Source organism: Arthrobacter sp. TJ-217 (genome assembly GCF_058269255.1).
Window position 1 is genome coordinate 301,187 of record NZ_JBZCNJ010000001.1, and the last position, 12,973, is coordinate 314,159.

At 66.8% G+C, this 12,973-nt stretch carries 15 protein-coding genes and 1 riboswitch; of the genes, 11 read left to right on the plus strand and 4 right to left on the minus strand.

Annotated features, from left to right (window positions below; translation table 11 throughout):
* Positions 1–8 precede the first annotated feature (8 nt).
* Positions 9–962, minus strand: a complete 954-nt coding sequence (locus tag AC4D2R_RS01525; protein ID WP_490936788.1) for an alpha/beta fold hydrolase — start codon at positions 960–962, stop codon at positions 9–11.
* Between the two features lie 175 nt (positions 963–1,137).
* Between AC4D2R_RS01525 and AC4D2R_RS01530 the strand changes: the two genes are divergently transcribed.
* The 7 genes from AC4D2R_RS01530 (at position 1,138) to AC4D2R_RS01560 (ending at position 7,090) form a co-directional block, all read left to right on the plus strand.
* Positions 1,138–2,256: an S-(hydroxymethyl)mycothiol dehydrogenase gene (locus AC4D2R_RS01530; protein ID WP_490936790.1), complete on the plus strand. Its 1,119-nt coding sequence runs from the start codon at positions 1,138–1,140 to the stop codon at positions 2,254–2,256.
* A complete protein-coding gene (locus AC4D2R_RS01535) occupies positions 2,253–2,930 on the plus strand; it encodes an MBL fold metallo-hydrolase (protein WP_490936792.1) in 678 nt (225 codons plus the stop codon). Before AC4D2R_RS01530 ends, AC4D2R_RS01535 begins: the two co-directional genes overlap by 4 nt.
* A gap of 47 nt (positions 2,931–2,977) precedes the next feature.
* Positions 2,978–3,045: riboswitch (guanidine-III (ykkC-III) riboswitch) on the plus strand.
* Between the two features lie 9 nt (positions 3,046–3,054).
* Positions 3,055–3,369 (plus strand): DMT family transporter, encoded by a 315-nt coding sequence (locus AC4D2R_RS01540; protein ID WP_490936794.1) that lies wholly within the window; start codon positions 3,055–3,057, stop codon positions 3,367–3,369.
* An 84-nt stretch (positions 3,370–3,453) separates the two neighbouring features.
* Positions 3,454–4,032, plus strand: coding sequence for a GNAT family N-acetyltransferase (locus AC4D2R_RS01545; RefSeq protein ID WP_490901047.1), 579 nt, complete (start codon positions 3,454–3,456; stop codon positions 4,030–4,032).
* Between the two features lie 426 nt (positions 4,033–4,458).
* Complete coding sequence (locus AC4D2R_RS01550) at positions 4,459–5,040, plus strand: protoglobin domain-containing protein (protein WP_490936796.1); 582 nt, start codon at positions 4,459–4,461, stop codon at positions 5,038–5,040.
* Positions 5,041–5,095: 55 nt separating this feature from the next.
* Entirely contained in the window at positions 5,096–5,476 is a 381-nt protein-coding gene (locus tag AC4D2R_RS01555) for a VOC family protein (RefSeq protein WP_490936798.1), read from the plus strand.
* Positions 5,477–5,671: 195 nt separating this feature from the next.
* Positions 5,672–7,090, plus strand: coding sequence for an FAD-binding oxidoreductase (locus AC4D2R_RS01560; RefSeq protein ID WP_490936800.1), 1,419 nt, complete (start codon positions 5,672–5,674; stop codon positions 7,088–7,090).
* A gap of 21 nt (positions 7,091–7,111) precedes the next feature.
* Here the strand turns inward: AC4D2R_RS01560 and AC4D2R_RS01565 are convergent, their stop codons facing one another.
* Both AC4D2R_RS01565 and AC4D2R_RS01570 read right to left on the minus strand, forming a co-directional pair.
* Positions 7,112–7,744 carry a hypothetical protein gene (locus tag AC4D2R_RS01565; RefSeq protein ID WP_490936802.1) on the minus strand — a complete coding sequence of 211 codons (633 nt, stop codon included), beginning with the start codon at positions 7,742–7,744 and terminating at the stop codon, positions 7,112–7,114.
* Between the two features lie 115 nt (positions 7,745–7,859).
* Positions 7,860–8,432 (minus strand): MOSC domain-containing protein, encoded by a 573-nt coding sequence (locus AC4D2R_RS01570; protein WP_490936804.1) that lies wholly within the window; start codon positions 8,430–8,432, stop codon positions 7,860–7,862.
* A gap of 183 nt (positions 8,433–8,615) precedes the next feature.
* Between AC4D2R_RS01570 and AC4D2R_RS01575 the strand changes: the two genes are divergently transcribed.
* The 3 genes from AC4D2R_RS01575 to AC4D2R_RS01585 all read left to right on the plus strand — a co-directional run bounded on the left by AC4D2R_RS01575 (position 8,616) and on the right by AC4D2R_RS01585 (position 11,427).
* The gene (locus AC4D2R_RS01575; RefSeq protein WP_490936806.1) at positions 8,616–9,266 is read left to right on the plus strand and encodes a GNAT family N-acetyltransferase; all 651 of its coding nucleotides are present in this window, start codon (positions 8,616–8,618) and stop codon (positions 9,264–9,266) included.
* 102 nt (positions 9,267–9,368) lie between these two features.
* The gene (gene gdhA, locus AC4D2R_RS01580; RefSeq protein ID WP_490936808.1) at positions 9,369–10,715 is read left to right on the plus strand and encodes an NADP-specific glutamate dehydrogenase; all 1,347 of its coding nucleotides are present in this window, start codon (positions 9,369–9,371) and stop codon (positions 10,713–10,715) included.
* 106 nt (positions 10,716–10,821) lie between these two features.
* A complete protein-coding gene (locus tag AC4D2R_RS01585) occupies positions 10,822–11,427 on the plus strand; it encodes a GNAT family N-acetyltransferase (protein WP_490936810.1) in 606 nt (201 codons plus the stop codon).
* 46 nt (positions 11,428–11,473) lie between these two features.
* On the opposite strand, the gene AC4D2R_RS01590 is transcribed toward AC4D2R_RS01585, so the two are convergent.
* Positions 11,474–12,160, minus strand: a complete 687-nt coding sequence (locus AC4D2R_RS01590; protein ID WP_490936812.1) for an alpha/beta hydrolase family protein — start codon at positions 12,158–12,160, stop codon at positions 11,474–11,476.
* 227 nt (positions 12,161–12,387) lie between these two features.
* On the opposite strand from AC4D2R_RS01590, the gene AC4D2R_RS01595 reads away from it, so the two are divergent.
* Positions 12,388–12,849, plus strand: coding sequence for a PGPGW domain-containing protein (locus tag AC4D2R_RS01595; protein WP_490936814.1), 462 nt, complete (start codon positions 12,388–12,390; stop codon positions 12,847–12,849).
* Positions 12,850–12,973 lie beyond the last annotated feature (124 nt).

Below are 12,973 nucleotides of genomic sequence, written 5' to 3' on the forward strand. Positions count from 1 at the left end.
AGGGCGCTTCAGGCCCGTGCGAGGAACTCAAGTGCGTGGTCCACAACGGCGGCCGGCTGCTCCTCGGGGAGAAAGTGCGAGCACCCCTGGACCACCTCCACCGCGAGTTCGTCTGCGTGCTTCTCAAAGCCCGAAAGAAACTCGGGGCGCACCACCGGGTCATCGGCACCCACGAGGATCCGGGTGGGCGTCCTGAGCCGGCTGCCGCCGTAGGCGCCGGTGATGATGCGGACGAACTCGCGGGTGATGAAGCCGCGGTACAGGGCGGACCCGGCCCGCGCGCGCCGCGGCTCACGCAGTGGGGCAAGGTAGAGTTCCAGGTCCTGCCCGGCCCAGGCCTCCTGGTTTGTCGCGAAGCGTCGGAACAGGTAGCGCGGCAGCCGCTGGCTGCCTTTGCCCAGGAACCGTGGACCCACAACGGGAGCGATGATCGCCAGCTGGTACCACGCGTGCGGCATTGTCGAAAGGAGCCGGCGGTTGAAGCGCATGTAGGGGTGGGGGATGGCAAGCGAGAGGAACCGCCGCACGCGCTCCGGGTGGCGCAGGCAAAGCTGGAAGCCGACGAGGGCGCCCCAGTCATGCCCGATCAGGCGCACGCGGTCCAGCCCCAGGACGTCAAGCAGTCCCACGACGTCGGCGAGGAGCTGATCGCGGGTATAACCGCGGGAAGGTGCATCGGTCCAGCCGGCTCCCCGCAGGTCGGGAACGATCACCCGGTAGTGTTCCGCGAGCGCCGGAATGACGGAGTGCCATTGCCACCAGTGCTGCGGGAATCCGTGGAGCAGCAGGACCGGCTCGCCGCTGCCTGCTTCAGCCACGTGCATGCGCAGCCCCGGCAGCTCAACGAAGGAGTGCCGGATGCCGTCCGGCTCCGGCAGGGGGACCTGCACGGGGGTGGCCTGGCCCCTTCCAAGCAACCCGGCCGTTCCACCCGCCCTGATTCTGCGGATAATCTCACTCATCCCCTCACGCTACTGACTCCCTTGTGCCACGTCACGGCGTATTACGTTCGAAACAATTCCGGAGACGAGGCACGAGCCTGCGCGCCAAGTCTTCAGTAGTGTGAAGAAGACCAGTTCCTCCGAAAGAGGCGGAGCCGACGCCGCGCTGCGGTTTCGCCAACTGAAAGGGTTTCCTATGCACGAGGTCAAAGCCGTCGTCGTTCGAGCGAAGAACGAACCCGCCACCGTCGAGACCATCCTCGTCCCGGACCCGGGTCCGGGTGAGGCGCTCGTGGACGTCCTTACCTGCGGGGTCTGCCAGACGGACCACCACTACAAGGTCGGCGCCGTCGGAGACGACTTCCCCTACCTGCTCGGCCACGAAGCCACCGGCGTTGTCTCAGCGGTCGGCGAGGGCGTCACCGAGGTCGCCCCCGGGGATAAGGTGATCCTCAACTGGCGTGCCGTGTGCGGGCAGTGCCGGGCCTGCAGCAAGGGCCAGCCGTGGTACTGCTTCAACACCCACAACGCCACCCAGAAGATGACGCTGCTCGACGGCACCGAGCTCTCCCCCGCCCTGGGCATCGGCGCCTTCGCGGAGAAGACCCTTGTCGCAGCCGGGCAGTGCACCAAGATCGGCGCCGAGCTCGAGGACCACCAGTACGCGGCCGTCGGACTGCTCGGCTGCGGCGTGATGGCCGGCATCGGCGCGGTGCTCAACACGGGCGCCGTGCAGCGCGGTGAGTCAGTGGCCGTCATCGGCTGCGGCGGCGTAGGAACCGCGGCGGTGGCCGGGGCACAGCTGGCCGGCGCCACAACGATCATCGCCGTCGACCTCGATGACGAGAAGCTCGCGACCGCCCGCTCGTTCGGCGCCACGCACACCGTCAACTCGAGGGCGCAGGATCCGGTCGAGGCAATCCGTGAGCTCACCGGCGGCTTCGGTGCCGACGTCGTCATCGACGCAGTCGGCATCGCCGCCACCTTCAAGCAGGCCTTCGAGGCGCGTGACCTCGCCGGGCGCATGATCCTCGTGGGCGTCCCCGACCCCGGGACCACCTGGGACATCCCGCTCGACCAGGTCTTCGGCCGGGGCGGGGCGATCAAGTCCGCCTGGTACGGCGACACCCTCCCGTCCCGTGACCTGCCCATGCTCGTGGACCAGTATCTGCTGGGCCGTCTCGATCTCGACGGCTTCGTCTCGGAGCGGATCGGGATCGACGACGTCGAGCCCGCGTTCGAGAAGATGAAGGCCGGCAAGGTGCTGCGCTCCGTCGTTGAAATCAACAGCGTCCAGCCGGGGGCCGGCCGATGACCGCCGGATCCGCCCCAGGCCGCACCGACGAGGCCGGCCGGGTCCGCGTGGAGCACCTCGTCACCTCCGGCACGTTTTCCCTCGACGGCGGCACCTGGGACGTTGACAACAACGTGTGGATCGTCGGCAGCGACGATGAGTGCGTGGTCATCGACCCCGCCCACGATGCGCAGGCTGTCGTGAAAGCCGTCGCCGGGCGCACCGTGCGGGCGATCCTGCTCACCCACGGCCATGACGACCACATCCGGGCCGTACGTGACGTCGCCGAACAGGTCGGCGCGCCGGTCCGCCTGCACCCGGCCGACACGATGTTGTGGGAGCAGGTCTACCCGGACACCCCTGTCGACTCACCGATTGCCGACGGCGGCGTCTTTACCGTGGGCGGGGTGGAGCTCACCGCGCTTCACACTCCCGGCCACTCCCCCGGCTCCGTCTGCTTCAGCGCCCCCGGCCTCGGCCCGGACGGTGTTGTGTTTTCCGGTGACACCCTCTTCCAGGGCGGGCCGGGCGCCACGGGACGGTCCTACAGCGACTTCGGCACCATCGTCGAGTCCATCCGCACCCGCCTGCTCACCCTTCCGGAGGGAACGGAAGTGCTCACCGGCCACGGCGATCCCACGACCATCGGCGCGGAGGCCCCGCACCTGCAGGAGTGGATCGACCGGGGGCACTGAGTCCCGCCCGGGATTGGCCTTCCCGGACCGGGCGTGACTAAATGGAAGTGGGTGTCCGACCAGGGCGCTCCCGGACGATGGGTGCCGTACCCGGTGTGCGACAAGACGGCCCATGGAGGTTGTCATGGCATGGATCATTCTCGTCCTTTCCGGGATCCTTGAGGCAGTTTGGGCGACGGCGCTGGGCAGGTCGGACGGCCTGACCCGGATGGGCCCGACCCTTGTCTTCATCCCTTCGATACTCGCCAGCATGGCCGGGCTCGCCTACGCGATGCGCACGCTGCCCGTCGGCACGTCCTACGCCGTCTGGGTCGGCATCGGAGCCTCGCTGACGGTCGTGTACGCCATGGTCACCGGCACCGAGCCGACGTCACTGTTGAAGGTCGTGTTCCTGGCGATGATCATTGGCGGCGTGATCGGGCTCAAGGTCATCCACTGATCGTCGGCAGACCGGCACCGCGGTGGCGGAGGCTCCACTCCTGAAGCAGTGGATCAACCGCGTCCGCTGACTTAGGGTGCTGGCATGGAATACACCATCCGGCCGGCGACGCAGGACCGGTTCGAGGACGTCGCGACGATCCTCGGGCCCAAGAACCCGGACTCGCCGGTGTGCTGGTGCCTCTCCTACCGGCTGCCGTCGAAGGAGAACCGGGCGCTGAGTGCACGCGGGCGCCGCGAGTTGGTGGAACAGCTCTGCGGCCGGCCGATCCCGCCCGGCATCCTCGCCTACGACGGCGACGTCGTCGTCGGCTGGTGCGGCGTCGCCCCGCGAGCGGAACTCCACTCCTTCACCCACGGCACCCGGATTCCACACGTCGATGACCTTCCGGTATGGACGGCCTGGTGTTTCAGGGTGCGCGGCGGCCACCGCGGCAAGGGGGTGGCGCGTGCGCTGCTTGAGGGAGCCATCCGGCACGCCCGCGAGCATGGCGCACCGGCGCTTGAGGGCTATCCCGTCGACAACAAGGGGCAGAAGGTCGACACCACGATGGCGTACGTCGGCACGCGCTCGCTGTTCGAGGAGGCCGGTTTCACAAAGGCCGCCGACACCGCATCCGTCTCCAACGGCATCCCGCGGGTGCTGATGCGCCTGCCCCTGTAGCAGGCCCGCGGGGACGGCGCTCCGCGGGAAGCTCCCGGCCCCGCCCCATCCCCGCGACTCTGCAGATGACCACCGACGGCGTCGCCCTAAGCGTGGTGATCTGCCAACTCGGCCCGCCGTGGCGGACCCTTTCACGCCGCCCGCGCCGCAGGATGGCCCGCACGGCGTCCATTGACCTTTGATTTGCGCAAATTTAAACTACGAGGACTGCCGGTGCTGGCCCATCGGCAGCCGCGCTCGTCCCTCTGCCCGCACGACGGCGGCGCAGCCGGATATTTCTGCCGCACCCTCGACGGGACAACCCGAGGGCCGCGCACCAGGCCCGACTCGGCGGGCCACAACCCCAAGCCAGGTTCGAACTCGACGATGCCGCCGCACCTCGGACCTTCGCCGGGCCGGACCACCTGATGCATAGGAAGGGCCATCATGACCGGACCTCACGGATACGCCTATGGCAGTGCAGACCTCGAAAAAAGTCCCGTTTCACTTGAGGAGCTCCGGAAGCTCGAAGAGACGGTTCTGTGGACCGACGCAGACCGGCAGGCCCTCCTGCGGGCCAAGCCGATCCTGGCGCCGCGCAGCGGGCGGATCCTCGATGTTTGGTACGGCTACGTCGGAGACCACCCCTTCCTCATCGAGAGCTTCGCCGGCGCCGACGGCTCGCCGGATTCCGGCTACCTTTCAAACGTGCGGGCACGGTTCGAAGCCTGGATCAACGACCTGTGCTCACGGGAGCATGACCAGGAGTGGCTGGATTACCAGCACGAGATCGCCCTCCGCCACACGACCGCCAAGAAAAACCTGACGGACGGCGTCGCTTCCCCCGCTTCCGAGATCAAGCTGCGCTACCTCGTGGGATTCATCCTGCCCCTCACGCTGACGATCCGCCCCTTCCTCGCCGAAGAGGTGTCCGACGCCGATGAGTTGGACGCGATGTATAACGCCTGGTTCAAAGGCGTCACCCTCACCGCGATCCTCTGGGCCGAACCCTACAGCTCGTCCTGGTAGGGCCCTCTCCAGACTGCCGGCCGGCCGCCGATTCCGGCCGCAGTAGGATCGCGGTATGCATCGAAGCCGTCTATCCACCTTGCTGATTGATGTTTCGTCGGACAATGCCGCAGCGTCAGCGGCCTTCTGGTCCGGGGCCCTGGGAGTGCCCGCCCACCCCGTTCCGGGCGAGGAGCAGTTCACCTCGCTGCCCCACGCGGTTCCGGGCCTCGTGACCGCGGTGCAGAGCGTCGATGACGAGCCGCGCTACCACCTCGATTTCGAAACCGACAATGTCGAGGCCGAGACGGCCCGGCTCGTCGGCCTCGGTGCTGTTGAGCGGTCCCGGTGGCTTGACTGCCGGACCCTTGAAGTCCCCGGTGGCCATCTGGTGTGCGTCATTCCCCTTCACAGCGACCCTGCCGAATTCGCGAGCACCGCCCGTATCTGGAGCTGACGCGTCGGGCGGCGCCCGCCCGTGGCCAGGGTGCCTTGGCACGCCTTGGATGGCCCCCTGGCGGGTCCGCGTTTAGGTACCAAAGTCACGTTGACCTCCCGTTTCGGCCCTTTCGATAATGGATTGACCGCGTTTCCCCGCGGACTCAACGGGAGCCCCGACGCGGCGACGTGATAGATCATGCACACTCCCCCAATGCCAAGCCACGATGCCACAACGGCGGCAGTCATCGCACTGCGCGGAGCAGTCTCCGGGGAGGTGATTGACGAATTCCATCCGGAGTACGACGACGCCCGGCGGGTCTGGAACGCGATGATCGACCGCCGTCCCGCCGCCATCCTGCGGGTAGCCGGCGAGGAGGACATATCCGCAGCTATCCGGTGCTCAATCGAACACCGGATGACGCTCGCGGTGCGCGGCGGCGGTCACAGCGTCGCCGGTAACGGGACGGTTGACGACGGCATCGTGCTCGACCTCAGCGCACTGTCAGCCGTCGCCGTCGACGCTGACCGGGGCCTGGTCCAGATCGGCGGCGGCGCAACGCTGGCACAGGTGGACGCGGCAACGGAGCCGCATAGGCTGGCAGTCCCCCTCGGCGTCGTCTCGGCAACGGGTGTTGGCGGGTTGTCCTTGGGCGGCGGCATGGGCTGGCTGACCCGGCCCTATGGGCTGAGCATCGACAACCTGGTCTCCGCCCGGGTCGTCACAGCCTCGGGAGAGGTTGTCGAAGCCAGCGAACGACAGAACCCAGACCTGTTCTGGGGCCTGCGGGGCGGAGGGGGCAACTTCGGCGTCGTCTCATCCTTCACGTTCCGGGCTCACCGCCTGCCCCAGCCCCTCTATGCCGGCAACCTCGTCTACACGCACCGGACCTGGGACACGGCGCTGGCCGCCTACGCAGCGTGGACCGAAACCGTTCCGGATGAACTGAACAGCATCCTCACCTTCCTCACGCCTCCGCCGCACTGGGAGATGGGAGGTGACCCGCTCATGATCGTCGGATTCGCGTGGGCCGGCCACGAGAGGAACGTCGGAGAGGCGCTCATCGGCAATCTCCGTGCTGCGGCGCCTCCGGAGATGGAGGACATTGGGGAAACCACGTGGACCGGCTGGCAGTCAGCGGTGGACGAGCTGTTCCCCAAGGGTGTTCGCGCGTACTGGCGGAATGCCGCGCTCAAGCACCTTTCCGGGGATCTCCAGGAAATCCTGCTCCGCCGCGCGGCCGAACAGACCTGGCAGGGCACCGCTTTCGACGTCCACCACATGGGCGGGGCGGTGGCCCGGGTGCCGGTCGAGGCCACCCCCTTCCCGGACCGCAGGTCGCCCTACTGGCTGAACATCTACGGGTTTTGGACCGACGACGGCGACGATGAGCGGAACGTGCAGTTCGTCAAAGGGTTCTCCGAAGACGTTGCGCCCCATGCCGCACCCGGCCGGTACGTTAACTTCCTGGGTGCTGAGGAACCCGAGGATCTGGACCAACGCACGGGAACCCGCTCGCCGGATGAAACCGCCGTCTACCGCGGCGCACTCCTCGACCGCCTCGCCGAACTCAAGACCCAGGTCGATCCGCAGAACGTCTTCCGGATCAACCACAATGTGGCGCCCCGCTGAGTCCGTTCGGGGCGCCTGACCTTACAAGTCCGGTCCGCTGACCGTCGGGAGCAGTACCGGCTTACCTCTGTTGTCCGTCGCCGGGACAGAAGGCGGCATTGGCCCGCCGACGGCCAGGACCGCCTTTTCGTAGTCCCCGCCGAAGGAAACCTTGGTGATGTCTTTCAGCTTGTATCGGTCGAGGAAATCGTCCCAGCGGCACTGAGGATCGATGGTGAACAGCCACATCCGCTTCTTGGTCCACTTCACCGGCACGCCGATCAGCAGCTGCCCCGGGTACTTTCCCTCCCGATACACGGAGACGACGCCGGAGGTGTCCACGCCGCCGGCCATGATTGAGCGCAGATTATCAATGGAAAACGACCCGTGGGGCCTCGCCGGTGGCCAGGCGTTGCGCTGTTCAACGTAGCCGGTGAACGTTCCTTTGAGCTCCGCCCGCGCCAGCTGGTCGATTCGGAGGGCAACGAAGCCGTCGAGCAGGATGCCCTCCCGCAGGCACGCCAGCAGCATCCATTCATCGCCGATCTCCAGGACCACTCCGGACTCGGTCTCGTGCCTTTCCAAGGAACGGCGCAGCTGAACGGGGAGGACCTGCTCCATCGACTGCTGCAGGACGGCCCGTATGCGCTTCGGTGACTGGGATTTTTTCGACACATGCCATCTTTGCACTTCACAACGGCCGGGCATCCGAGGCGGAGGGCCCGGAGTTTCGTCTCAGCCCCGCCGGCAGGCCCTCCGGTCGGCGGGGCTCCCGGCGCGCCTGCGGGCGCTAGGGCAGGCGGGTGGGACGCCGGAGGGTTGCGACATGCGCCTGTTCCGGCTGCAGCGGCACGGATGTGACGAGCACCGCCGGCCCGCGGTGCAGGATGCCGTCGGTAAGCACCTGGCAGCGCAGGCCGCCACGCCCGCGCATTGCGGCGTGCGCCCCCGGAGCCATCACCTTGTCCATCCAGATACAGGGATGGGCCGGCCGTCCTCCCCGCAGCCGCACGAGGTCCCCCTGTGATTCAAGCGTGAACTCCTCGCCCACCAGCGGTGCGAGTTCGGCGCCCCGGATAACCACGTTGCGCCGCGGAAGGAGGGGATCAAAAGGGGCGACGCCCAAATCTGCGGCAATTGCTTCAAGGGCCTCCACCGCCATGAGCGTCACTGCGGCATCCATATGGGCCGCTTTCCCGAAGAACCTGTCACCGACGATCCCTTTGCCTGCGACCAACTCGACCTGGTCGGCATCTGTTGTGGGAACATCGGCTACTCCGTCGCGTGCACGGCCAAAGTAGGCGTGAGCCGGGGACACGAGCAGATGCAATATCTCGACGTCGTACCTGAACGTTGCCGTCATGGCACAAAATTATCCGTCATGGCGGCGCCCAAGACACGATGGGCGGCAGTAAGTCTGGCAGTGAGGCAACTTCGCGGGACCCGGGACGTTACTAAGCATCCTTTCTTTTCCGTCGGTGCGGGCTTACACTTGTGCAACCGGTCGAGCAGTTGGCCCAGCCCCCTGACTGCGGAGTTGACCGTCATGAATTCTTCCCAGGCGCTGCGGCGCAATCACGTTCTTGACTCGGGCCTTAACGCGCTGGAGTTCTGGCCCGAACCTTCCGGGCGCGGGCCGGACGTCCATGCCGCGCCGGTTTTCCCTCTGGACCTGAGCGCTGTGTCCACCCGCGACCTCACGGCCCTGTGCAATCAGGCGTACCGGCTCATGGACAGCGATTTTCCACCTCCGGATGCATGCGAGCGCTACGAGTCGCTGGCAGAGGAACTCGATCGGAGGGAGTCCGCGGCGCGGATGCCGGAAGCGCATTCCGAGGCCCCCCGCACAGTGTTCCGCGACAACGTCTTGTACTCCCGGTTCGAGCTGTACAACAACGGCCTGATGGCGGGGTATGTGAAGTATGAGCAGCGCAACGGTCAGGTGCGCATCATCCAGGTGGTCGTCGACCGGCGGTTCCGCCGGTGGGATCTGGAACCGGTCCTCATGAAATCGGTGCTGCTTAACGCACACCGGCGCCGGCTCGACATTTCCCCTTTCTGCCCCGAATCCCAAGAGTTCTTCATCCAACATCCCCAATTCGTGGCCCTCCTGATGCCCCACGAGCGCAGGCGCTTCAAGCCGGCCGCCGCGGGGTCCGCAGCGGAAGCCCCTGCCCCGTCGAAGAGCCGTGCCTGACCCCTCCTGCGCGACGGAGGGCGGACTAGGCACGCAGACTCCCTGTCGCCGTGGAATCTCCACACAATCTCGGCCTGAAAGGCCTTTTCAAAGGAGCAACGCATGGATCCAGCACTATTGGCGGTCCGCGAAGAGGTCTTCAACCGCAACCCCGGCGAGGCCGAATTCCATCAGGCGGTCGTAGAGGTCTTCGACTCCCTCCAGCCCGTCCTGAAGAAGCATCCCGAGTTCGTTGAAGCCTCGATCCTGGAACGGATCTGTGAACCCGAACGCCAGATCATTTTCCGTGTCCCATGGGTCGATGACAGCGGAAACGTCCGGATCAACAGGGGGTTCCGGGTGGAGTTCAATTCCGCACTGGGCCCGTTCAAAGGAGGTCTGAGGTTCCATCCGTCGGTGTATCTGGGAATCGTGAAGTTCCTCGGTTTCGAGCAGATCTTCAAGAACGCCCTGACCGGAATGCCGATCGGCGGCGGCAAGGGAGGGTCCGACTTCGATCCGCGGGGCTGCAGCGACGCGGAAGTCATGCGCTTCTGCCAGTCCTTCATGACGGAGCTGTACCGGCATATCGGGGAGTACACGGACGTTCCCGCCGGTGACATTGGCGTCGGCAGCAGGGAAATCGGCTTCCTTTTTGGCCAGTATAAGAGGATCACCAACCGCTACGAGTCCGGGGTCCTGACCGGGAAGGGTATCGGCTGGGGAGGATCCCTGGTGCGCCCGGAAGCCACAGGGTACGGCTGCGTCATCTTCGCCCGCGAAATGCTTAAGACGCGCGGCCTGGGCTTCGACGGGCAGCGGGTTGCCGTGTCCGGGGCGGGAAATGTCGCCCTCCACGCGATTGCCCAGGCGCAGGCCTACGGCGCCCATGTAGTTTCCTGCTCCGATTCCTCCGGGTACGTCATTGACGAAAAGGGGATCGACCTCCCACTGCTCAGGGAAATCAAGGAAGTGGAACGCGGGAGGGTCAGCGAGTACGCCGCCCGGCGCGGGTCCAGCGCACACTTCGTGGAAAGCGGTTCCGGCTCGGTCTGGGACGCCCCGGCAACCGTCGCCCTACCCTGCGCCACCCAGAACGAGCTCGACGGAAAGGACGCCCGTAGCCTCATCGCCTCGGGGCTCCTGGCCGTCGCCGAGGGCGCGAACATGCCCTGCACTCCGGAGGCGATCGACCTGTTCCAGGAAACGCGCGTGCTCTTCGGGCCAGGCAAGGCGGCCAACGCCGGCGGGGTCGCAACGTCGGCACTGGAAATGCAGCAAAACGCTTCCCGGGATGCCTGGTCCTTCGACCATACGGAACGACGCCTCGAGGAGATCATGGTCGGGATCCATGACAGCTGCGCCGAAACCGCGCGGGAGTATGGAATGGAGGGCAATTACGTGGCCGGTGCGAACATCACCGGCTTCGTGAAGGTCGCGAACGCCATGCTTGCCCTTGGCGTTATCTAGGACCCGCCCAGGTCTCAGCCATCGGTACCGCACCCGCGTGGTGCAAGAGTGCTGAGGCCGCGGGGCGGGTTTGGCGGGGTCCTGGCGCCGTGGCAGGCTCTACCCCATGGAAAGACGTGCAGCCGCCAAGACACCCCGCACCGCGGACCTGGCTCCCAGCCGACCCGCCACGGCCCGCCTCGCGCTCCGGCCGCCCGTGGAATCCGACCAGGCGGAACTGCACGCGATGTACGCCGATCCTCAGGTGTGGGGCCCTGATCCGCTCAGCCGGCACACCACCCCGGCGCAGACGGGGCGGATGATCGAGCGCTGGCGGGCCGGGTGGGAACGTAACGGCCTGGGAATGGGGGTAGCGCACAGCACGGTGCCCGCCACGAAAGGACAGTTCGTTGGCATCGGCGGCTGCAGCCTCCGCCACGGTGCTGCCTGGAACCTGGGGTTCCGCCTGTCGCCGCCCTTCTGGAGGCACGGCTACGCGCAGGAGATTATTGGCGCCGCCGTCTCCGCCGCCCACCGGAACCGGCCGGACCTGCCGCTGACCGCATACCTCCTCGAGGGCAACGACCGGTCGCAGAGGACGATTGAGCGGGCCGGGCTCCGGTTCATCTGGCGAGGCCCCGACGCGGGCAACCCCGACCCCCGGGCGGTGCGGCTGTTGTATTCGAATCAAGACCTGGCACCGGCGCTGATCGCTTTGCTCACGGAGGACTGACCCCGGCCGGTGCCCACGGGATTGCCCGCACCGCACCGCGTCCGGTTCACGGCCGGTTTGGATACGCCGCGAGCAGTGCCAGTATCTGGTCCGCGACGCCGACGGGGTCCCATAACATGTGCAGGTGCGATCCCGGCAGCGTGACCGCAGGCCACCTGCGGCGGCCCGCTTCGGTCCGTTCCGCTGCGTAGGTGTCACCGATGGCAAGGTAGGCACCGGGACGGAGGTCCCACCCCTCCTGCACGGGAACCGTCCCCTCGAGGTAGGAAAGCGGAATGCGCCGCTGTTCCCTTTCCACGCTCCGGCGCGCGGCCTCGTCGGGGAACAGGCCCGCGACGTCGGCTTCGTCCCACCATTGGGTCCAGGGAGGAAGCAGGCCGTCGGTGCCGGCCAGGTCCCGCATTGTTTCAAGCAGTGCTCGCGGCGCAACAGGCATTTCACCGCCGGCCGGTGGAAGCACGGCGTCGACGAAGATGAACCCACGGACCCGGGCGCGGGCCGTCAATGCCGGCACATACAACCCGGCGTTGCTGTGCGGCACCAGAACGCTTTCACCGTCCCCTGGCACCGCTTCAAGGAAGGTGGACAGCACCTCCCGCGCGGTCCTCGGCGCTGCCGTTGGCAGCTCCGGGATGATCACTCTGTGTCCCCGGCCGGCGAGGACCCCGGCCACGGGCCGCCACGCGGCAGGACCAAGGAAAGGACTTGGCAGCAGAACAAAGCTGGGGCGCATCGGCCAACGCTAACACCGAAGCCGGCCCATCCCGGAGGACCGGCGTGGGTTGGTGGCAGCCACGAATTCCTCGACGGCAGGACCGGAAACAGGGCACCATTTCAGACGGCGGAGCGTTTCCTCTCTGTCGGACGCAGGGGACGCCCGACCCAGAAAACATCCGTCCGATCCAGGTCCCGTAAACCGTTTCGTGCAGCCTTGCTGCATACGATGTGCAAAGCAGGAAAATGCCACAGTTATCCCCCAAATCCGGCCACTTCCATCGAATAGGCTCCCTCGTTCTCGGGTGGATGCTGGTTCTCATCGGCGTGGCAGCACTCGTGCTTCCCGGCCCCGGGCTTCTTGCCCTCGTTGCCGGATTGACCGTCCTGAGCACCCAATATGCTTGGGCCAAGCGCTGGCTCCGGCCGGTCAAGCGCAAAGCGTTCGCTGCCGCGGCCGAAGGCGTGCGCACCAAAGGCCGGATCAGCCTCAGCTGCCTCGGCGGCCTCCTCCTGATCGCAGCCGGGGTTGCGTGGGGCATGCAGCCTCCGGTTCCGGGAATGTGGCCCCTCTCCGACCGGTGGTGGCTGCCCGGCGGCTGGAGCGTCGGGTCGAGCCTGATCCTCTCCGGCATCCTCGCACTCGGCTTCATTGTCTACAGCATCCGACGGTTCCGCCCGCGCACGTCCGCAGCGCCCGGCACATAACCGCTTATGCCCGGATTCATCCCGCCGGCCCGTAACGCGCGCCAGCGTTCCGGTTGCCTCCCTATGCTCCGGGGCGGCTCTGGAGGACCATGATTTCATCGCACGTGGCGAGGAGACCGGACCC

What these genes read in the sequence shown, in the direction of transcription:
- AC4D2R_RS01525 (WP_490936788.1), bottom strand. Translation starts at nt 962, where the DNA reads ATGAGTGAGATTATCCGCAGAATCAGGGCGGGTGGAACGGCCGGGTTG.
- AC4D2R_RS01530 (WP_490936790.1), top strand. Translation starts at nt 1,138, where the DNA reads ATGCACGAGGTCAAAGCCGTCGTCGTTCGAGCGAAGAACGAACCCGCC.
- AC4D2R_RS01535 (WP_490936792.1), top strand. Translation starts at nt 2,253, where the DNA reads ATGACCGCCGGATCCGCCCCAGGCCGCACCGACGAGGCCGGCCGGGTC.
- AC4D2R_RS01540 (WP_490936794.1), top strand. Translation starts at nt 3,055, where the DNA reads ATGGCATGGATCATTCTCGTCCTTTCCGGGATCCTTGAGGCAGTTTGG.
- AC4D2R_RS01545 (WP_490901047.1), top strand. Translation starts at nt 3,454, where the DNA reads ATGGAATACACCATCCGGCCGGCGACGCAGGACCGGTTCGAGGACGTC.
- AC4D2R_RS01550 (WP_490936796.1), top strand. Translation starts at nt 4,459, where the DNA reads ATGACCGGACCTCACGGATACGCCTATGGCAGTGCAGACCTCGAAAAA.
- AC4D2R_RS01555 (WP_490936798.1), top strand. Translation starts at nt 5,096, where the DNA reads ATGCATCGAAGCCGTCTATCCACCTTGCTGATTGATGTTTCGTCGGAC.
- AC4D2R_RS01560 (WP_490936800.1), top strand. Translation starts at nt 5,672, where the DNA reads ATGCCAAGCCACGATGCCACAACGGCGGCAGTCATCGCACTGCGCGGA.
- AC4D2R_RS01570 (WP_490936804.1), bottom strand. Translation starts at nt 8,432, where the DNA reads ATGACGGCAACGTTCAGGTACGACGTCGAGATATTGCATCTGCTCGTG.
- AC4D2R_RS01575 (WP_490936806.1), top strand. Translation starts at nt 8,616, where the DNA reads ATGAATTCTTCCCAGGCGCTGCGGCGCAATCACGTTCTTGACTCGGGC.
- gdhA (WP_490936808.1), top strand. Translation starts at nt 9,369, where the DNA reads ATGGATCCAGCACTATTGGCGGTCCGCGAAGAGGTCTTCAACCGCAAC.
- AC4D2R_RS01585 (WP_490936810.1), top strand. Translation starts at nt 10,822, where the DNA reads ATGGAAAGACGTGCAGCCGCCAAGACACCCCGCACCGCGGACCTGGCT.
- AC4D2R_RS01590 (WP_490936812.1), bottom strand. Translation starts at nt 12,160, where the DNA reads ATGCGCCCCAGCTTTGTTCTGCTGCCAAGTCCTTTCCTTGGTCCTGCC.
- AC4D2R_RS01595 (WP_490936814.1), top strand. Translation starts at nt 12,388, where the DNA reads ATGCCACAGTTATCCCCCAAATCCGGCCACTTCCATCGAATAGGCTCC.